Source organism: Nitrosomonas oligotropha (genome assembly GCF_009833085.1).
Taxonomy (GTDB): Bacteria; Pseudomonadota; Gammaproteobacteria; order Burkholderiales; family Nitrosomonadaceae; genus Nitrosomonas; species Nitrosomonas oligotropha.
Window position 1 is genome coordinate 1 of sequence record NZ_QRBZ01000047.1, and the last position, 20,541, is coordinate 20,541.

General features: G+C 43.3%; 20 protein-coding genes and 1 tRNA gene. 12 read left to right on the top strand and 9 right to left on the bottom strand.

Annotated features, from left to right (window positions below):
* Positions 1 to 398, top strand: a 398-nt coding sequence (locus tag ABD07_RS13710; protein ID WP_476703651.1) for a rhamnogalacturonan endolyase family protein, incomplete at its 5' end; no start/stop codon positions are given.
* Between the two features lie 81 nt (positions 399 to 479).
* On the opposite strand, the gene aroE is transcribed toward ABD07_RS13710, so the two are convergent.
* The 4 genes from aroE to ABD07_RS13730 form a co-directional block, all read right to left on the bottom strand.
* Positions 480 to 1,298 (bottom strand): shikimate dehydrogenase, encoded by an 819-nt coding sequence (gene aroE, locus ABD07_RS13715; RefSeq protein ID WP_160818758.1) that lies wholly within the window; start codon positions 1,296 to 1,298, stop codon positions 480 to 482.
* Between the two features lie 15 nt (positions 1,299 to 1,313).
* Positions 1,314 to 2,144, bottom strand: a complete 831-nt coding sequence (locus ABD07_RS13720) for an energy transducer TonB (RefSeq protein WP_108699281.1) — start codon at positions 2,142 to 2,144, stop codon at positions 1,314 to 1,316.
* Positions 2,145 to 2,339: 195 nt separating this feature from the next.
* The gene (locus tag ABD07_RS13725) at positions 2,340 to 4,196 is read right to left on the bottom strand and encodes a ribonuclease catalytic domain-containing protein (protein WP_160818759.1); all 1,857 of its coding nucleotides are present in this window, start codon (positions 4,194 to 4,196) and stop codon (positions 2,340 to 2,342) included.
* 300 nt (positions 4,197 to 4,496) lie between these two features.
* Entirely contained in the window at positions 4,497 to 4,961 is a 465-nt protein-coding gene (locus ABD07_RS13730) for a DciA family protein (RefSeq protein WP_160818760.1), read from the bottom strand.
* A gap of 33 nt (positions 4,962 to 4,994) precedes the next feature.
* On the opposite strand from ABD07_RS13730, the gene ABD07_RS13735 reads away from it, so the two are divergent.
* The 11 genes from ABD07_RS13735 (at position 4,995) to ABD07_RS13785 (ending at position 15,498) form a co-directional block, all read left to right on the top strand.
* Positions 4,995 to 5,912 (top strand): M23 family metallopeptidase, encoded by a 918-nt coding sequence (locus ABD07_RS13735; RefSeq protein WP_108699278.1) that lies wholly within the window; start codon positions 4,995 to 4,997, stop codon positions 5,910 to 5,912.
* Between the two features lie 98 nt (positions 5,913 to 6,010).
* Positions 6,011 to 8,743 (top strand): preprotein translocase subunit SecA, encoded by a 2,733-nt coding sequence (gene secA / locus ABD07_RS13740; protein WP_160818761.1) that lies wholly within the window; start codon positions 6,011 to 6,013, stop codon positions 8,741 to 8,743.
* A 221-nt stretch (positions 8,744 to 8,964) separates the two neighbouring features.
* The gene (gene petA / locus ABD07_RS13745; protein WP_108699276.1) at positions 8,965 to 9,573 is read left to right on the top strand and encodes a ubiquinol-cytochrome c reductase iron-sulfur subunit; all 609 of its coding nucleotides are present in this window, start codon (positions 8,965 to 8,967) and stop codon (positions 9,571 to 9,573) included.
* On the top strand, positions 9,574 to 10,821 hold the full coding sequence (locus tag ABD07_RS13750; protein ID WP_132429187.1) for a cytochrome b: 1,248 nt from the start codon (positions 9,574 to 9,576) through the stop codon (positions 10,819 to 10,821).
* 4 nt (positions 10,822 to 10,825) lie between these two features.
* The gene (locus ABD07_RS13755; RefSeq protein WP_160818762.1) at positions 10,826 to 11,548 is read left to right on the top strand and encodes a cytochrome c1; all 723 of its coding nucleotides are present in this window, start codon (positions 10,826 to 10,828) and stop codon (positions 11,546 to 11,548) included.
* A gap of 48 nt (positions 11,549 to 11,596) precedes the next feature.
* A complete protein-coding gene (locus ABD07_RS13760) occupies positions 11,597 to 12,196 on the top strand; it encodes a glutathione S-transferase N-terminal domain-containing protein (RefSeq protein WP_108699274.1) in 600 nt (199 codons plus the stop codon).
* Positions 12,193 to 12,615: a ClpXP protease specificity-enhancing factor gene (locus tag ABD07_RS13765; protein ID WP_108699273.1), complete on the top strand. Its 423-nt coding sequence runs from the start codon at positions 12,193 to 12,195 to the stop codon at positions 12,613 to 12,615. Before ABD07_RS13760 ends, ABD07_RS13765 begins: the two co-directional genes overlap by 4 nt.
* Positions 12,616 to 12,647: 32 nt before the next feature.
* Positions 12,648 to 12,723 (top strand) — tRNA-Thr (locus ABD07_RS13770).
* A 570-nt stretch (positions 12,724 to 13,293) separates the two neighbouring features.
* Positions 13,294 to 14,040 carry a PEP-CTERM sorting domain-containing protein gene (locus ABD07_RS13775; protein WP_160818763.1) on the top strand — a complete coding sequence of 249 codons (747 nt, stop codon included), beginning with the start codon at positions 13,294 to 13,296 and terminating at the stop codon, positions 14,038 to 14,040.
* Between the two features lie 2 nt (positions 14,041 to 14,042).
* Positions 14,043 to 14,681 (top strand): PEP-CTERM sorting domain-containing protein, encoded by a 639-nt coding sequence (locus tag ABD07_RS15100; protein ID WP_240142571.1) that lies wholly within the window; start codon positions 14,043 to 14,045, stop codon positions 14,679 to 14,681.
* Between the two features lie 322 nt (positions 14,682 to 15,003).
* Entirely contained in the window at positions 15,004 to 15,498 is a 495-nt protein-coding gene (locus ABD07_RS13785; RefSeq protein ID WP_160818764.1) for a hypothetical protein, read from the top strand.
* Positions 15,499 to 15,590: 92 nt separating this feature from the next.
* On the opposite strand, the gene ABD07_RS13790 is transcribed toward ABD07_RS13785, so the two are convergent.
* The 5 genes from ABD07_RS13790 to ABD07_RS13810 form a co-directional block, all read right to left on the bottom strand.
* Positions 15,591 to 16,436, bottom strand: coding sequence for a hypothetical protein (locus ABD07_RS13790; protein WP_160818765.1), 846 nt, complete (start codon positions 16,434 to 16,436; stop codon positions 15,591 to 15,593).
* Positions 16,437 to 16,584: 148 nt separating this feature from the next.
* Positions 16,585 to 16,812 carry a hypothetical protein gene (locus ABD07_RS13795; RefSeq protein WP_160818766.1) on the bottom strand — a complete coding sequence of 76 codons (228 nt, stop codon included), beginning with the start codon at positions 16,810 to 16,812 and terminating at the stop codon, positions 16,585 to 16,587.
* Positions 16,813 to 17,445: 633 nt separating this feature from the next.
* Positions 17,446 to 18,099 carry a hypothetical protein gene (locus ABD07_RS13800; RefSeq protein WP_160818767.1) on the bottom strand — a complete coding sequence of 218 codons (654 nt, stop codon included), beginning with the start codon at positions 18,097 to 18,099 and terminating at the stop codon, positions 17,446 to 17,448.
* A 623-nt stretch (positions 18,100 to 18,722) separates the two neighbouring features.
* Positions 18,723 to 20,273, bottom strand: coding sequence for a DUF3987 domain-containing protein (locus ABD07_RS13805; RefSeq protein ID WP_160818768.1), 1,551 nt, complete (start codon positions 20,271 to 20,273; stop codon positions 18,723 to 18,725).
* On the bottom strand, positions 20,263 to 20,445 hold the full coding sequence (locus ABD07_RS13810) for a hypothetical protein (protein WP_160818769.1): 183 nt from the start codon (positions 20,443 to 20,445) through the stop codon (positions 20,263 to 20,265). The genes ABD07_RS13805 and ABD07_RS13810 overlap by 11 nt, the downstream gene beginning before the upstream one ends.
* Between the last annotated feature and the right edge of the window lie 96 nt (positions 20,446 to 20,541).

Consider the following 20,541-nt stretch of genomic DNA (forward strand, 5'->3'; position numbering starts at 1 on the left):
TGTCAGTGGATAATCACATCACCGGACTGGAAATATGGAATGGCTTCCCGTGTGGCGACGGAGTGTCTTGCTTCAACGCGGATTCCGTTTCTCCTACTGCGCCTGCTTCACTTCTGGCGGCATTAAAATCGACTACAACCACGACAAGAGTAAAAGGTAAGACAAGAACTATTTCTTCCGCTTTGGTTTCGCTATCCTGGAAAGCATCGTCGGATAATATTGCTGTTGCAGGGTATAACATATACCGGAACGGTACTAAAATTGCAGTTAGCACTTCAACAAGCTATTCTGATTCGCTTGGAAATGCTACTGGGTCTATTTATAGCTACACTGTGAAGGCTTTCGATGCGGTGGGTAATATATCGACCGCAAGTAATGAAGCGCTGATCGTTTATTAGCAGACATTACAGTAGTTGATTACGTTTCTGGCTAGCTTAAGGTAGTTATGAATGTAATCAGAGCATTCTCCTGTTATTGAATTAAACCAGTGATTTTAATTTTGCGATCACTGGTTTTGTTTGCGGTCTGACATTACGCCATATAAAAAAAGATTCGGCCGCTTGTTCAACCAGCATACCTATTCCATCGGCTATCTGTTGCGCGCCATGTTGCCGGGCGAATTTGAGAAAAGGGATGGGCTCTTGGCGGTACATCATGTCGTAGGCGAGTGCCGCTTGCGCAAAAATACTAGCGGGTAACTCAGGCAATGCATTGTGCAGACTGGCGGAAGTGGCATTGATGATGATGTCAAAATGCTCATCGGCGAAATACAAAAAATCGCCTGCGGAAATGTTGCCATAGGTGTTGAACTGCTTCCATAGTGCTGCTGCTTTTTCAGGGGTGCGGTTGGCGATTGCCAGCAAAGCGGGTTGCTGTTGCAGGAGTGGCAGGATTACCCCTTGCGCTGCACCACCCGCACCCATAAGCAGTATGCGTTTTCCTGCGAGGGGAATTGCCAGATTGCATTCGATGTCACGGACTAACCCGATGCCGTCGGTGTTATCGCCGAGAATTTCATCGTTTTCAAATTTAAGCGTATTGACGGCCTGTGCGATGCCGGCCCGCTCGGTTAAACGGGTTGCCAGTTGATAGGCTTCCAGCTTAAAAGGCACGGTGACATTCAATCCCTTTCCGCCCCGTTGACGGAAGTCTTGCACGGTTGCCTCGAAACCATCCAGCGGTGCCAGCAAGGCAACGTATTGCATGGCCTGATTCGTTTGTTGCGCAAAAGCGGTATGGATCAACGGTGATTTGCTATGTGAAACAGGATTGCCGATTACGGCATAAGAATCGAGCATGGCTGGTATCTCTGATTATTGACTCAGCAACATATCGGAAGCTGCGAATACCCAGGTACGGGTGATGTGCAAAATATCCGTGTCCTGGCTGATATCCGGTGGAAAGGGCGCGAATCCGTTTTGCCCGGCGAGTTTAACGATATTGACAGCCGCTTCGTCGAGAATTTTTTCTCCCGATGAGCGGTTGATTTCAATCGATTCCAAGCTACCATCGGCGCGGATACCGACGGTCAGTTGCAGGTTGCCATAAAGCTTCTCTTTTCTGGCGGCTTCCGGGTAATTCAAATTACCGATCCGTTCGACCTTGATGCGCCAATCTTCGACGTAGCGGGCAAAGCGGTATTCTTTGGTGCGTGCACCGACAAATTTGCGTTTGGGGCGTTTTTGATAACTATCATGGTCTTGATCGATCTGTGCTCTCAGCCGGGCAATATCCAGGCTGCGCAGCAGTAAATCGGTCGAGTCGACTGCGACTGATTTACTTTCCAGTTCGTTTTTGTGTTCCTTGGGCAGTTCGATTTGAGGCGTTTCGCTGATAGCGGCCATCAGCTTTTTGGCTTCCTGTTCCAGTTGTTTAACTTTTTGCTGCGCTACACTCTCAGCGATAACCGGTTTGTTTCTTGGTAGTACCGGGAATGGCGTTTTTGCCCGGCGATCCTCTTCCGTGTTGCCTCCGCCATCCAGATTATCTTGCGCCAATAATTGCGATTCTTTCGGTTTTGTCTGTGTTTTGTTGTTAACCAGCACGACTTCCAAGGATGAAGCAATTTTGTCGGATTTCGGTTGAGGAAACTGGAAAGTCACACCAAAGAATACGATGGCATGTAACAGCAGAGAAGCAATCATCGCGGCAACTAGACGATGGCTCTGTAAGTACTGATAACCAGCCAGCGCTAAAGGTAAAGTTGCGAGAGTTTGAGTGGTCACAGCCTAAGGGTTAAACCTTGAAGTTAAGTCGATACACTACAGATGATGGCATTATTTTAGGCAACAACAATGGGCTTGTCACATGATTCATGCAGATTTATGGAAGATAGATCGCTATGCATCCAGTTTTTGCAAAAATTCCGCATGCAAGGTGCGTTCCAGTAAATCGATCTCGGATAATTTGAGTTTGACATAAGCGCCCGGCGCCATTTCAGGCAGCGAAGGAACTCGCGCGATGAACGGGATATGGTCCAGTTTGACCAAATTTTCTTTGATAACCTGAGCGTTGGCGGTTTGAATTTTTTCCTGCAATAACCAGCGCAGGCACCAGTAACGTTCCATGGCGCGCTGAAATTCGCCATAAACTCCATAGGCTGTTTCAAAGTCGCGCATGGCGATTAAAAGACTGTTGCTGTCTTTGTGATAAGGCGGCGCCTCGTTGCGCAGCATGGCGATGAGTTGCCGTTGATTGATCAGGTCGACATACCGCCGCATCGGAGAGCTGCTCCAGGCGTATTGGGAAACACCCAATCCCTGGTGAGGCGCGGGAGAAGTGCCCATTTTCACTTTGCCATTGGCCTGGCTGCGGAAAATACCGATGATACCGGCATCGGTGAGTTGCCTACCCCACTCCGTATTCACATAAATCATCAATTCGGATACGACTTTATCGATCGGCGAGCCGCGTCTGCGCTCGCTGATCGTGACATGATCGGCGTTGATTTCGAAGCTGTAATCGACTTTGTCGTTATTGCTGTCATTGGTTTTGCCACGCTGATTTTCCATCTTGCAGGCAAATTTCCACAATAGATTTAACTCTTTGCTGAAGGTGTGCGCGAAATCACCTCTGCTGAGTGCGGTTTCGTTGAAATGCTGCTCCAGCGCATTGTTACGCAGATTTGCGACAATATTGATTTTTTCAAGCCGGCTTTCAGTGGCCGTGACGGTGAAATCATCCGATACATCCAGATACAAGGACAGGACCGGGCACAGTTTGTTTTCAGCTAGCGTAAAGTGATTGATCACCGTATCCGGCAGCATGGTGATTTTTTTCCCCGGCAGGTATACCGTGGAAAGTCTGGATGAAGCGGCTTTGTCGAGTGTCGACTCGGGAGTGATTCCCAATGCCGGTGCTGCAATATGAATGCCGATGCGGAAGCTTCCCAGGGGTAATGGGGTTACGGAAAATGCATCGTCAATTTCTGTCGTTGAGGCATCGTCGATACTGAATGCCGCGACATCCGCTACCGCTAAATCAAACGGAACATCACCAACGGACTGAGATTCCAGTTCACCGAAATTGGTGCCTTCTGGAAAATATTCCCAGATGAATTGATTGAAATGGTAATCGTGAGAAGACGGAATAGCGCCGCATTTTTCCAGCAATTTTACGGCAGTGAGTTTTTTTTCCGCACAAACGGCCTCGAGGGCTTTCCATTCCTGCGAGTTTTTATCCGGTTTGTAGAGTAAACCGGAGATGCACGACTGGAATTCCTCGGGCAGGATGAATTGATTTAACTGCTCAGCATAGCGTGCTTGTTGCGCGGCTTGCAGGCGTTTCTTTTCCTGACCGGCGAGCGCGGCCTTCAGCGCATCCGGTGGCGCAGCTTTGTAGCGCCCATGCCCTTTCTTATAGAAATACATCGGCGCATTTTGCAGTAACACCAAGGTTGCGGCCGATTCAACGGGACTCGGGGAATGGCCAAAGTAATCGGCGGCAAGCGTGTCGCTGGTGAATTCGGTTTCTTGCGCGCAGCATTCCCAGAGAAAATCCGGATCCAATTCATCGGTTATTTTTTGTACATGCCCCATGAATTCGGTTAAAGGCGGTTTATCGAACCTGAACAACACGGACGAGGCTTTGATTTTCGATCGTTTGCCATGCACAGCCTCTATTTGCAGCGACGTTGTGTTGTCAGCCAGAATAGTGCCTATCTTAAAGGTTCCAGCTTCTTCATAAAAAACATTCATGAGATTGTTTTTGCAGGGTCGATTGAATAATCGGGGTTCAGTTATTGTATCGGGAGGAAATGCGTTATCATCATAAAATTAAAGACTTAAACAGTACTGAAAGACTTCTTTTGTGATGTGAAAAACTGCTCAGCGATTTGCATTATATACGAGACATCGGTTGAATAAAAAAACAGTAGACCATGATTGCCGGGAATGGTGCCGGCATGAGGAAAATCGGAGCTGAATTAAAAAGTTTCCGGCAAGGTGTGGCAACGCGTGCTGTCAATGGATTGCATATTGTTGAAATGAAAAAGAGACTCAATCGTCCTGGTGCTTTTTAACGAACGACTGAATGGTGTTTTTCAATTCGGAATCCGGCAGCGTTGCGGCTAATTGATTTAAGCATGCTTTTCCGCTTGCACTTAATTTTAATTTTTTCTTGTTGTATCCATGTCTTGCCGATGGTTTTGCGTTTTTGGCAGCGTAATCCGCTTGCACCAAAATTTGAATTGCAGTAACTTGCCACTCTAATTTCTGCAGCTTAAGCAACAATGATGGAGAGATTTGCTTTAGTTTTGCAGCGATTGCGCCATTCTCGGCCACTATAGTCAGTCTGCCGTCCGTGATCCGGCCAAGGTTACAATGCTGTGCCAATTGGGTTGGGATCAGCTTGGAAAATGTGGACTGATCTTCATGCAGTTTTTGAGCCGCTGTGAGCAGGCTCGCGTATTCAGGTGTTTTGCCAAGCAGGTTAAAGTAAGCGTTAACTTTATGAGAGGCCATGGGTATTTAATCGATATCCAATGAAAACAAAGTATGAATATTATTTTTATTTCAAATAATTCGGAACGAGCGCGTAAGCTGGCGTTAACCAAAGTCCATATTGTATTATTAATGAGCGCTTTATTACTGGTCATTGTGACAGTGGCGCTGAGTTTGAATTTTGTTTCATTGCGCTACGCCGATCGGATCGATGCGCCTCTTCTGAGAGCCGTATTGGTTAATCCGCAAGAAGAACGGCATCAGAAGATTCAAACGCATCTGCAAGATAACTTAAATATCATGGCGAGTAAATTAGGCCAAATGCAGGCGCAGTTACTCCGCTTGGATGCATTGGGTGAGCGTCTGGCGGAATCTTCAGGAATCAAATCGGGAGATTTCTCATTTAATCAAATGCCGGGACAGGGCGGTGCGCGGAATGATCTGTCCGCTGAAGCGCTGTCATTCTCTGAATTCAGTCTCAAGTTGCAGGAGTTATCCAATATGCTGGATGAAAGAACGGATAAGCTGGGGGCATTGGATTCCTTGTTGCGGCATGACCGGATCACAAAGTTTGTGTTGCCATCCGAGATGCCGGTTGAGACCGATTGGTTTTCTTCCGGTTACGGATACCGGATCGATCCGTTTACTGGAAAGCGAGCGTTTCATGAAGGCGTGGATTTTACCGCGGAAGTGGGCGCACCCATCAAAGCCGCTGCGGGCGGTGTGGTGATCTATTCTGATCGGCATCCTGAGTATGGTAATATGGTTGAAATTGACCATGGTGATGATTTGGTTACGCGGTATGCGCATGCATCGACGCGTCTGGTGAATCTCGGAGAGGTTGTATTGCAGGGGCAAAAAATAGCTGAAGTTGGCAATACCGGCCGTTCTACCGGGCCGCATTTGCATTTTGAAATCCGGCATAAAGACAAACCGCAGAATCCAGCCAAATTTTTGAAAAAACCGGGTTAAATGGGAGCGCTGATTTCTTCATGATTTTTGCAGGGTGAGAAATATGCTCACCCTTTGTTTTTTTAAACAATGTGTTCATACGGAATATTTAGAGACTTATGCTAGGCAATCTACTTAAGAAAATTTTTGGCAGCCGCAATGACCGGATGATCAAACAGTATACCCAGACTGTGCGATCTATCAATGAACTGGAACCGGCTATTGCAGGGTTGTCGGATACCGACTTACGTGGCAAGACGGATGAATTCAAGCAGCGCATTCAAAATGGCGAAATACTGGATGCATTACTGCCCGAAGCATTTGCTGTGGTTCGTGAGACTGGCAAGCGGGTTTTGGGGATGCGTCATTTTGATGCGCAGCTTATCGGCGGCATGGTTTTGCACGGCGGAAAAATTGCCGAGATGCGCACCGGTGAGGGGAAAACGCTCATGGCAACATTGCCGGCATACTTGAATGCATTGTCAGGCAAGGGTGTGCACGTTGTCACCGTGAATGATTACCTGGCGAAGCGCGATGCAGAGTGGATGGGTAAGATCTACCGGTTTCTTGGAATGAACGTCGGTGTTATTTATGCGCAGATGCCGCATGACGAAAAGCAAGCTGCTTATGCGGCTGATATCACTTACGGCACCAATAACGAGTATGGCTTCGATTATTTGCGCGACAATATGGTGGCGCATGCGAATGAGCGTGCACAACGCGTGCTTAATTTCGCAATCGTGGACGAAGTGGATTCGATTTTAATTGATGAAGCGCGCACGCCGCTCATCATTTCAGGCCAGGCGGAAGGCGATACCGAGATCTATGTGCGCATTAACGCACTGGTGCCAAAACTCATCCGGCAGGAAACGGAAGAGAGCCAGGGCGACTATAGTGTGGATGAGAAGTCTCATCAGGTCACGCTGAGCGAAGCCGGTTTTGAGCATGCGGAAAAGTTGCTGGAAGCGGCCGGACTGCTGAAGCCGGGATCGAGCCTTTATGATCCGGCCAATATCAATTTGGTGCATCACCTGATTGCAGGCCTGCGCGCTCATAATTTGTATTTTCTGGATCAACACTATGTCGTGCAAAACGATGAAGTGGTGATCGTGGATGAGTTCACCGGGCGCTTGATGTCCGGCCGCCGCTGGTCCGATGGTTTGCATCAGGCGGTGGAGGCGAAAGAAGGTGTCGCTATTCAGAAAGAGAATCAGACGCTTGCTTCCATTACCTTCCAAAATTACTTCCGCATGTACCAAAAGTTGTCGGGCATGACCGGTACTGCCGATACGGAAGCGGCTGAGTTTCAGCAGATCTATGGATTGGAGACAGTCATTATTCCAACGCATAGACCGATGATCCGGGAAGATCGTATGGATCAGGTATTCCGTACGATGAAAGAGAAAAATGAAGCGATTGTTCGTGAGATTAGAGAATGTTATGAAAGTGGCCAGCCGGTATTGGTTGGTACGACATCTATTGAGAATAACGAGTTATTGTCCAGGTTGCTGGATCGCGACAAACTTCCGCACCAAGTTTTGAATGCTAAACAGCATGCCAGTGAGGCAAGTATTGTCGCACAGGCAGGCCGTCCTAAAATGATTACGATAGCGACCAATATGGCGGGGCGTGGAACGGACATTGTGCTGGGTGGAAACCCGGAACCTGAAATAGAACAGATACGGCATGATGAAAAATTAAGTGACGAAGCAAAAGAAAAACGTATTCAAGAAGTGCAGGAAAAATGGAAGTTAACGCATGAGGAAGTGCTGAAGAAAGGCGGTTTGCATATTATCGGTACGGAGCGGCACGAATCCCGGCGGGTGGATAATCAATTGCGCGGACGTTCGGGCAGGCAGGGAGATCCAGGTTCCAGCCGTTTTTTTCTTTCGCTTGAAGATTCTTTGTTACGTATTTTTGCCTCGGATCGCGTAGCCAGTATCATGACGCGCCTTAAGATGCCGGAAGGCGAAGCTATTGAGCATCCGTGGGTTACCCGCGCCATTGAAAATGCGCAGCGCAAGGTAGAAGCGAGAAACTTCGATATGCGTAAGCAGTTGCTGGAATACGATGATGTCGCGAATGATCAGCGGCATGTCATTTATCAGCAGCGCAATGAATTGTTGGAAGCGGAGCAGGATATCTCGGAAACGATAACCGCGATACGTGAGAATGTATTGGGAGACTTGTTCAATCTCTATATTCCCCCGCAAAGTGTCGAAGAGCAGTGGGACGTAGCGGGGCTGGAGAAAGCACTGGCAGCAGAGTATCAATTGCATTTCCCGGTACGCGAGTGGCTTGAAGAAGAATCCGGTCTGCATGAAGAAAATTTATTCCAACGCATTATTGATCTTGCGAGCGACCATTATCAGACTAAGGTTACGCAAGTCGGCGCGGATATCATGCATCACTACGAGCGTGTGGTGATGTTACAAATTCTCGACTCACATTGGCGGGAGCATTTGGCGGGATTGGATCATTTGCGCCAAGGCATCCACCTGCGCGGCTATGCGCAGAAAAATCCCAAACAGGAATACAAGCGCGAGGCGTTTGAACTTTTTACAATTATGCTCGAAGAAGTCAAACGGGAAGTTACCAAAATACTGTTGACGGTACAAATCAAGAATGAGCAGCAGGTAGAAGCTGTCACAGACAGCTTACGGTCACCGGAAAATATACAACTTCATCATGAAGCTTATGAACAAGCATCAGCGGAAGAAAGTGGATATATAAAAACTGAGGATGATAAAACGCAGCCTTTTGTGCGTCAGAATGAGAAAGTAGGCCGCAATCAACCTTGCCCTTGCGGTTCAGGTAAGAAATATAAGCAATGTCATGGAAAAATAAAATAGATCATAAAGAACAATATCTTGTTGTAGTTGAGCTAAGTGACCTTATGGTAAATAGAAATACTTCCAGGATTGCTATAATCCTTAAAACGATTGTGGTATACTGCGCGCTTTTGTAGTTTGGGTAACGTAATTTAACGAATAAATCTAATAGGGATTGGAAGAAGTTTTTTCCTTTGTGTTGTATATAACTTACAATATTATTACTGATGGAATGATTGAACATGGCGGATAGTTTCAGCATTAATGAAGAGATGAGCGGCAGGAGAAAGTTCCTTGTGGCTGCAACCTCAGTAGCAGGTGGAATTGCTGGCGCTGCGATTGCAACGCCTTTTTTATTGAGCATGATGCCTAGCGAACGGGCTAAAGCAGCTGGAGCCCCTGTGGAAGTTGATATATCCAAGCTTGAACCTGGGATGTTGCTGATGGTTGAGTGGCGCGGAAAAGTTGTTTGGATTCTAAATCGTACACCAGATATGTTGGAAAGTCTGGCTAAAGTTGAAGGTCAGCTTGCTGACCCGAATTCGGATAAGAAGCAGCAACCGGATTATGCAAAAAATCGTACACGTTCAATAAAACCTGAAATTTTGGTTGCCGAGGGTGTTTGTACCCATTTGGGTTGCTCGCCTGTATTCAGGAAAGATGTGGCGCCTGCGGATCTGGGGCCCGATTGGTTGGGTGGTTTCTTCTGTCCATGTCACGGTTCAAAATTTGATTTGGCAGGGCGCGTATATAAAAGTGTGCCGGCTCCAACTAATATGGTTGTTCCTCCTCATGTATATTTGAGCGATAGTCGGCTTTTGATTGGATCTGAAAGCGAGGGATCTGCGTAAATGAGTAATATATTTAATTCAATGCTTGCCTGGGTCGATAAACGTTTTCCGTTGTCGTCAAACTGGAAAGCACACTTATCCGAATATTATGCACCGAAGAATTTTAATTTTTGGTACTTCTTCGGTTCATTAGCTTTATTGGTTCTTGTCAATCAGTTGCTGACGGGAATTTTTCTTACCATGAATTACAAACCGGATGCCAGTCAAGCTTTTGCATCGGTTGAATATATCATGCGTGATGTGGACTATGGCTGGTTAATTCGTTACATGCACTCGACGGGCGCATCGATGTTTTTCGTCGTGGTCTACCTTCATATGTTCCGTGGAATGATGTATGGATCATACCGTAAGCCGAGAGAGCTGCTTTGGTTGATCGGGATGGTGATATTTTTTGTGCTGATGAGCTTGGCCTTTACCGGATATATTCTTCCATGGGGGCAAATGTCTTATTGGGGAGCGCAAGTAATTGTCAGTATGTTTGGAGCAATTCCGAGTATCGGGGAAACATTGCAACAATGGCTGTTGGGCGACTTTACACTCTCCGATGCTGCCCTGAACCGCTTTTTTGCCTATCATGTTGTGACATTACCCTTAGTATTGCTGGTGCTGGTTTTTGTGCATATCTTAGCGCTGCATGAAACGGGATCTAACAACCCGGATGGCATAGAGATTAAAGAAAATAAAAATCCTGAAACCGGTATTCCTGTGGATGGCATTCCATTCCATCCTTATTATTCGGTTAAGGACATTGTTGGTGTCGTAGTATTTCTGATTGTGTTCTGTGGAATTATCTTCTTTGCCCCGGAAATGGGCGGATATTTCCTGGAATATAACAATTTTATCCCGGCGAATACATTGCAAACGCCGGATCATATTGCACCGGTTTGGTACTTCACTCCTTATTACTCGATGTTACGGGCTGTAACAGTCAACTTCCTGGGCATCGATGCTAAGCTTTGGGGTGTTATTCTGATGGCGGGTTCTGTAGTGGTTTTCTGTTTCTTGCCATGGCTGGATAGAAGTCCGGTCAAGTCGATACGTTATAAAGGTCCTTATTTCAAAATAGCATTGACACTTTTTGTGATCAGCTTTTTTGTACTGGGTTGGTTGGGAACAAAATCTCCAACACCTTTATACACACTACTGGCACAAATCTTTACAGTCATTTATTTTGCATTCTTTATTTTGATGCCATGGTATAGCAAGATAGATAAAACAAAGCCTGAACCAAAAAGACTAAAAGAGTAGAAAAATGAAGAAAATAACGATTGCTTTATTAATCTTATGCATGGCTCCGTTTGGTGTTCTTGCTGGTGAATCCGGTATGCCATTGGATAGAGCTCCGATTGATACAACTGACAATGCTTCGTTGAAACGTGGAGCGGAAAACTTTGTGAACTACTGTTTGACCTGTCATGGCGCGAGTTATATGCGCTATAACCGTCATCGCGATATCGGTTATACAAACGAAGAAATTCTTAGTAAGCTGGTTTTCACAGGTCAGAAAGTTGGCGATCTGATGCAGTCAGCGATGCGGAAAAAAGAAGGTGAAGAGTGGTTTGGTGTAGTACCGCCGGATTTGTCAGTCATAGCTCGTGCACGTGGTGCGGATTGGTTGTATACATACTTGCGTGCGTTCTATCGTGATGATGCGACACATACAGGCTGGAACAATCTGGTTTTTGATCGTGTTGCGATGCCGCACGTTTTGTATCAGCTGCAAGGTGAGCAAAGACTGGTAGTCAAAACGTCAGATAAAGGCGAGCAAAAAAGCCTGACACTCGAAAAAGCGGGGCAATTGAGTGCAACCGAATATGACAAATTTGTTGGTGATTTAGTTAACTATTTGGTTTATTTGGGCGAACCGCATGCTAATGCAAGAAAACAATTAGGGATTGAAGTAATGATTTTTTTGTTAGGCATGCTAGTTTTATCGTATGCACTCAAAAAAGAATATTGGAAAGATATTCATTAATTTCAAATTTGCTGGATATACAGGTAACTTAGTCAAAGATTAGAAGTTATGATGACGCTATATTCAACAATTACTTGCCCATATAGTCATCGCTGCAGGATTGTATTGCACGAGAAAGATATGGACTTTCAAGTAATCGACGTTGATCCAAATAATAAATCAGAAGATATAGCGGTGATGAGTCCCTATGGCAAAGCTCCGGTACTTGTGGAACGCGATCTGGTATTGTACGAGTCAAATATCATTAATGAATATATTGATGATCGCTTTCCACATCCGCAGCTAATGCCTGCAGATCCAGTAATGCGTGCACGAGCCCGGTTGTTGCTGTTTCGTTTTGAGCAGGAATTATTCTGTCATATCGATGCATTTGATGGTACAGATCAGAAGGTTATTGACAAAGCAAGAACAGCTATTGCTGATAATCTTACGATGATATCGCCAATTTTTGATAAGCAAAAATTCATGCTAGGGGATGAATTTTCAATGCTTGATGTCGCCATTGCACCATTGCTTTGGCGCCTGGAGCATTATGGAATTCGTCTTCCTAAACAAGCAGCCCCATTATTAAAATATTCGGAAAGATTGTTCAGTCGTCCATTATTCATTGATGCATTATCGGCTTCAGAGAAAGTAATGCGAAAATGAGTAATAATTCAACAAAACCATATTTGATTCGTTCCATATACGAGTGGTGCATTGATAGCGGCTTTACCCCTTTTGTATCGGTAAAGGCCTATCCAGAGCTCGATGTTCCTATGGAATACATAAAAAATGGTGAAATAGTTTTTAATATCAGTGCAAATGCAGTTCATGGATTGATCATAAATAATGAATCACTTAGTTTCGATGCTCGATTCAATGGAGTGTCAAGAAAGCTCGATATCCCAATAGATGCAGTTAAAGGAATTTTCGCTAAGGAAGTTAATCAAGGCATAGCATTTCCACCGGAAGACGAAGAGATTAAAGTTGAAATTACTAATGAACAATCAAGTGATTCAGTTCAAAATTCACTGACTGCTCAACCCAAAACCTCAGGTAAACCAAAACTTCGTATTATCAAGTAAGTTTCTTTAAATTTATCTATTCTTATCAATTTGCCGGCATAGCTCAGATGGTAGAGCAGCTGATTTGTAATCAGAAGGTCCCGAGTTCGATTCTTGGTGTCGGCACCATAAAATCAATAAGTTAAGTAACGAAATAATTTGCTGCGGCGTATCGGGGTTACACCAGGGTTACATCGCAGAAAAACAATCACCAATTAAAAGATGCATAAAAGCGCTCCTCTTGAAAAATATTTTCTTTTTTTCTAAAGTTTTTCCTGAGTATTCCGATATAGCAAATGCGTTTACCAGAACGCCATTAAAAACAATGCTTCATAATGCTCCATCGGTCAGTCAAAGTTCGCGGATGGCCTTGGTTGACTACTCCAAACAAGTCTCAGCTAATTGATTTAATATAATACATTCTCACTGCTGCACCACAGTCTGTACTTTTCTTTGATACCCTTTCCATATCCACGCCAGTAATGTTTCATGGATGAGCCTACCATAAGCCATTGAAATACAACGCACTGAAGGCTATACGTCCCGAAAAATAAATGATATTTGACCTATATACCGCACGATTATTTAGGTCTAGTATGAAATATTCAATACCATAAAAAGAAAGTGGATAAGCGAAATGCTGCTTAAAGCGATTGGTCAATGCAGTTCATATAAATGAGATAACCAACGAGGGATGGCATGAACAAATCAATAACAAGCTCACTATGTGCCTGCATCTTTACCATCGGAATGGTGCCTATTGCTAGCGCAACCATCATGACTGTAGAAATATCAGGTTTCATCAATAACAAGCCGTCTGAATTTCTTAGTACCACATCAGTAAAAGTTGGAGATACATTCTCCATATCTTTCGACTATGATGACAGCTTAGAATCATCTGCATTAGTTAATATCGGTGGGGATTTATATACAAAAGTAACACAGCCATTTTCTCCACCCATTCTTTCATGGTCTGGTTCTATGCCTGATGAAATTGCCGCGAATAACATTCTTTCCAGCTCTGGTGGGATAGAAGGATGGGGGTATGAAGAATCATTGTACAGGCCAATAACGACACTTCATCATAATGAATGGTTTTTATCTAGCGGCGGTTTCTCTGGTAACGATGGACAGCGTGGATTCGATATCCACATAGTCACCAATTTCGCAGGTGATCTAGGGTATGGTTGGTGGTCTATTGGATCAGGTATTCATGACGGTATTGTACCAGGACGAACTATTGATTATGGTTACCTTGATATTACAGGACTGAGCATAGCTCCATATATACCATCGCCCGTCCCAGAACCATCCACCTACGCGATGCTACTGGCCGGACTGGGGTTGTTGGGTTTGTGGGGCGCAAACAAGCAGCGTAAATTGGTAGTTGGTGTTACGACGAACAATTCAAGTGCAAGAACTCAAAATAACAAAGGGAGAAAATAATAATGAACAAAAAAATACTTTTGTCAGCCGCTATTTTGGCAGCTGTTAGCACCACAAATGCAAACGCTGATTTGATTACATTTGATGACATTAAAGTTGATTCATTTGGCTCTGTTGGAATACCCAGTGGATACCATGGCTTTGATTGGCATAACTTTTATGTAAACAACGGAAAATCAAGTTACCCTGGAACAGGATATGAACATGGCACTGTAAGTCCTTCAAATGCAGCTTTTAATGGTGACGGTGATCCAGCGAGCATATCTTCCAGATTTTATTATTTTGATCTGGAATCTGTGTACATTACAAAAGCATGGCATAACGGCTGGACTCATTTCGAGGGATTTATAGGAGATACACTAACTTACAGCAAGGATGTGTTCTCAGATACTATAACACCTGATCTACTAACTTTTAATTGGGCTGGTATGACAAAATTAACAATGTCTGACGGCAACTTATCAGGACAAACTGTGCTTGATAATATGGCGTTCACTTTTGGCGAGCCAATACCGATTCCTGACCCGATTCCAGACCCAATACCGTTGCCCGTGCCAGAACCATCCACCTACGCCATGCTGCTGGCCGGATTAGGCTTGCTGGGTCTCATGGTATGCCACAGAAAAGAATCCGCTGTTTAATTTAGCTAAGATTTAATGAAGAACGGGGGCTTAGGTTTCCGTTTTTTCTCTTGGATGGCAAGGTGTCGACCGGCACGAAGAGTATGATCCCAAAGGTAGGCATGTTGCCAGGTTCCTAACACCAGCAACGCTGCAATAAGTTATTGGATTGGCTGTAACTAAAAAGCTTTAAATAAAATCATTACAATTAGACCATATAACTTGCTTTTTTATTGCATTGGCAATAATTTCATAGATTTATACTAATCCGATCTTGCTTTGTTATTTGAAAAGCAGAAACAAACTTTTAATTAAATTTTTTCTATAGTTAGAGGTGAATCCAATGAGATCAGATAAACAAGTTGGGGGAACATGCTATTCATTATTTAATCATTTGCAATGTATTGCTGATTTGCATATTCCAGAGATTGACTATGAAACCGCTATACAGATTCCTGAGAACTCTTTTCAATTACATACCGTTACTTTTTTTCATAACTTGCGCTTAGCCGCTCTTGAGAACAATTTCGCCAATCTTTTAACGTGCTGTTATTATGAATCCGAAGATATGGAACAGTTTCAACGTTTAACGCCTTTTTTATGTTCTACAAGTCATCTATTGTGTAGCCATACCTTGCAACCATTTCATCAAGTAGATGAAGACAAAGTTCTGGATTTCTTCATGCGCTTTGCCGCTAATTTCTCTAGAGAGAATGATTTGGGTCAATTCATTCGATTTAAAATTATCCCTTTCATGCATAGTTTTCAAATACACAAGGAAGAGATAGCACATTTGTTTTCACAACAACAGCGAGCAACGATCCAATTGCTGCATTAATTTAATACCTTATCCTTCCCAAGGGTCGCGCCGTCGTCCGGCGCGAAGGGTATGACCCCAGAGGGGGCATGCCGCCCGATCCCTGGCTCGGACTAGCGAAAATCGATAGCGTCGTATACATCTTTAAATCTTTCCCAATTTTCCGGAAAACAATCTGCGAAAAAGTACTTCTTAAAAAAACGTTCAAGAATATCTTTCTCCATTTCGTACAGTAGATTAGTACATTCGCTATCATTAGAATAAGGCATTCCGTGATTCTTAAATACCTGTGAAAATCGCTCAGCTCGCTTGATCATTTCGGCATTCTGCGATTGAGTCGCTCGATACTTTTGAAAAACCATGTCGAACATCTTTTCAGCTGTAAACAAAAAATATTTACTATCTTTTTCTCCTGAGTTCAAACATTTAGAAACTGCATTTGCTACATCTCCGGAACCAAGAAGCTCGATAAAGAAGCGTGAGTAATAGGTAACGAGGTCCTGAGGATTTACTATACTGCTTGGTCCGATAAGACCCCAACATGGCGCTCTTCCGGTAACATCGAGAGTTTCAAACAACCCTGCGCCGTAGCATGCTGCTAGTGTTACTAGGAGATTACAGCGCGTTGCATGGTTGAGCTTAATTAATGGAATCTTGAGTTCGCCCCATGACACCGGTGTTCTGTCACCCAACGAGATGCCCGTCTTGTCGGATAGCCCGTGACACTCGATATGGACTACAGGTCTATTTCCATAACTTTCAGCTGAGGTTTGAACTTTACTCAACGCAGCCCAAAACTTTTCCGAGCTCGCCGCATCGATTAACTCAACTGAGATTTTGTGATTGTGATTGGCAGTCGGTTCGATCGCGTCTCGAAGCTGACGACCGGTTTGCGATCCGTCTTCGTCTTCTGGAAGGGACTGGATGATTACGATTCGAGAGAGCGTGACGCAAGACATATTATGATGAGATTATATGTAAAATTAAGGAATGTGCACGGATGCATCCTACTTGAGCGCGGGTTTATTTGTTTTAATAAACTAAGCACCGACTTTTTTATGAACTCAGTGCTTGTTATTAATTTACCTATGAAAAATGATGTGTTCTTTATTTACAAGGAAAATTTTGTTTAAAATGGGCTTGTGCAAAATGTATTGCAGCACTTTTACCTTCAAACAATTCTTCGGATTGATAGATATAGTCAGATTTAAGTGGTGGCAGGAACTTGTGACCCGCGACTCTTACTTCGGCACGATACTTACCTCCAGGCATCAAAACAGCCGAGCACTGAGCTCCATCATCTTTGCCATTAATGTCATTAAGCTGATAATTCATTTTTGATTTCCTCTAATAAAAGACTTTTGGGATTTTCTGTTTAAGTTTTACGGGGAATTTGATTTCCCTTAATCTTATCTTAATATCTTTTCTATTTAAACCTTATTGCTATATTGGTTTACATTTCATTTTCTTTGCCGCTAGACACCTGTTTATTTAATTGGGTATTCCACTTTGGCCGACTTCTCAAAACTGAATAATCTTTATTGGCATATTCGCTATACGCGCAACAAATCCGTTAAGCGAAAATATTATCGGTATGTATTGAAGGAAAAAAAACGCCTGATCGAGTCAGGCGTTGATGCTGAAGAATTGCGTTTACTTTGTCGTACGCTTAGTAACCGGCTAAATTCACACGCAGAAAGAAGGCTCGAACGTTACAGAAAAGACCATTTTGTAAGTAATTGATTATTAATAATATTATATTTCTTATTTTACATAATACAAAATCATTACAATAAAATCGACCTTATTGATATAACCTAACCCAATAAGATAATAATCTTGCAATTAATTTCATTAGGAAACTATCCAATTACTTCAATAACCTTTTTATGTTCTCTGAGTAATCGGCTAATTTCTTTTTGCAGTTTACCTAACCCATGCTTATAAGCATTCTGGCTTGATCTGGCTTTACCGGTTGGTGTCTTTGCTCCGGTCGATTGTTTCCACGGCTGCCAATTCCTTATCAATTCCGCCTGCCTCAATCGTTCCTCGGGTGTCCAATGTCGCATGGTTATCCTCGCTTAATAGTTCGTTTGCTGAATTTTTGGTTTTCCCCGCGTGTGCTGGGTATTGGTTGCCATTATTGATCTGCTGGTGCCCTTGTGCAATATTGGCTTGCTTAGCAATAACTATCGGCGGGTTTTTCATTGCTGCCAGTATTTCTGCGGTACGTGCGCATTGGGATTGTGCTTTCAGTGCCAGCCGCATGTAGGTTTCTGTGAGTTTGAGAGAATTACCTAAACTATGGGCAAATCGCAATATAAGAGTATTATAAATTGTATTTAGCGTTATGACTTGTGCGGCTAGCGTGACTTCCAGTTCGCTTAAATCACCGGCAATAATCTTTTCTGATTTCTCTTTCATGACTTCAACAGCTTCGGTGATATCAATCTTATCTGAATTGCCTGCGGCCACGACTTGCAATGTCAGTGCATTGTTGATGAGCGGGGATAGCTGTATTTCTGTGAGCTGACGTAGTTCACTCTTACCTTCTTCTTTGGTGATTGTGAGTGTTTGCATATTTTGCCCTGAAGATCCCTCAGCTTTATTTCTTTCAGTCATATTTAATTCCTATGAATTGATTCTGCCTTGTTGCCTTATTGAATCTGTGCTTTCTCAATTAATTCCAATAGCAAGAATGCATCAAATTTTTCTACAGAATCAAAGTTAGCGAAAAATCCAGTGCTAAACTATAGCCATATTTATTGATACATCAGTATCATGATCTCCTGAACCTTCAATTGGTTACGCTCAGTGATATGTTTTGCAATCTTTCTGAAAAGCTCTCGCGTAAGCATTCACGTGCTTTTGATTCAAGATCAGAATGAACCCATTTCACTATGTCAAACCGGTCCCAATTCTTGACGTAACGCTTTTCACTTTCACTCCACTTGCCATCTTTAATATCTCCCAAGTAATCCTTATTAAGGAATTGTTGTAAGCCTTGCAGCAAAATCACAACATGTTAAACCCAGTGCTGTCGCTGGTTTCGAGTAATCTGTTGTAATGTTGTAATGTTGTAATGTTGCAAGGGAATATATTCATGCTTATACAAAAATAAAAAAGAAAATAAAAAAGTGATACAACAATACAACAACAACTATTTTTGTTACTTAAATCCTCTACCAGTAACGCTTTCAAGATGTTGTAAATTTGTTGTTAGACCTACAACATTTACAGCACACTCAACACAAACGATAGCTAATAACGCCGTTTATTTCTGTTTTTTCCAGAAGCTTTTGTTTCACCATATCATTCAATGTGCTTCTGATTAATTCGGATTTATTTCCTGAATATTCTTTGAATGGCGATACTTTTGATCTGGATTGTATTATCGCGCGCTCAATTCTTCCTCTTGGGTTATTTTCATATAACGCAAGAATAGCGTCATATTCTGCCTTTTTACCCATTACGCCCTTGGTTTGGCATAGCATAAGATTGCTTCTCAGTAGTGCGTTACTAATGCTTATGGCCGAATCAATATACTTGTCATCAATAACCGTGTTCCAGGCCATAATCTCATTTACTGCCAGATACAAGTTCGCAGCAATCTTCATAATCTGCATGTTAATTTTGGCAGCCGCTCCACGTAGCGAGGCGTGAGAAAATTTTCCACCGTCCGCCAAGTCCTTTTCTATCGTATTTAGGTAATTGCTAATCTTTAAAAAACCACTATCGCTGATAGTAATTGCTGATAGTTCATTAAACTTTTTGGGCGATTCGATTACATGCCGAAAGTTGTCGCAACTCCTGGTGTATTCAGTCGTTACGGTTGAGTCGTGATTGATCTTTCTTAAATGATCCCGCTTGCCCAGACTGTGCGGTTCAACCAGCATCAGAAAACGTTCTGATAATCCCGTGCCATTCGATGAATTAAGCAAAGTTTCAATGCTTCCAGTCTGGGCAAAGCAGACGATACCGCCAGCCACCCGACCGCAATAACCCTTACGTGTAACCCTTGAGCTGTTAATATAGCCCCCATCATAACCATTGAGCACCACGTCGTTATTGTTGGCTTTGGAATCAGTTTTATAAGCTCCGCCAAAAAGAACATTGAATAACCCCTGTTCGCTTGATACGCAGCTAAAAAATCCATTAGATTCTGCCAATTGTTTTTCTAATCCCTCAGAAGTTGTGTTTGTTGTAAAAATCGGCTGAAAGGACTTAAGTTGAGCATTTAAAATGTTGAGCTGCTCCTCATCATCTTCCGACAAGCCTTGTTTGTTCTTTTTTGCAAGAAGAATGGCCAAACCTTTTTTAATTTTGTTAAGTATGCTCTCTGACATCACATGAAAGGGTTCTTGGGCTATCTTTAGACACCTTGATTTGCTCGTGCCGCTGGGTTGCTCTAGCACGACATAGAGTCCTATCGGCAGAGGTTCTCCGTTTGGATAACACACAGAAAAACTGCGAACAGCTATCGAACTGTACACTCCCAAAACGGCAAGGAATACGGTGCTTTTCGGCAAACAGGTTTCTTCTGCAATCTGACAACTTAATCTTTTGAGAATATGCCCATCATCAACGTATTGAAGTAAGTCAACGCTGGAATATTTAACATCTTTATCTAGTATAGAATCGATAGGCGGCTTTTCTTTGGTATCACCATTCCTAAGCATATAGATTTCATCTAGCACATTCGGCTTTTCAGGCTTAGAATCCTGGCATTTCACATATTCGTATGTATCAGGGTCAAATTCACTTCCTATAAGATTGTCCATTCGTTTATCGATCATGTTTTATTACTCCGTGACGATTAACAAACAGATTCACTTGAGAAAGCGGCAAGAACTGCCATATAATAAGCGATATCATAAAGTTATCTAGGGTGGTATAATTGGCACTTGATTTTGTTGAAGTAAAAGTATTCTCGCCCGCCTGCCAGCGGGCGTTTTTATTTGTATGCATGGCTACACCTCCTCGCCATGCGTGCGAAGATCGAGAAAGGCATCAAGTGCAGATTTGCGATACCTAACCAGCCGCCCAACTTTAATATAGGGAATG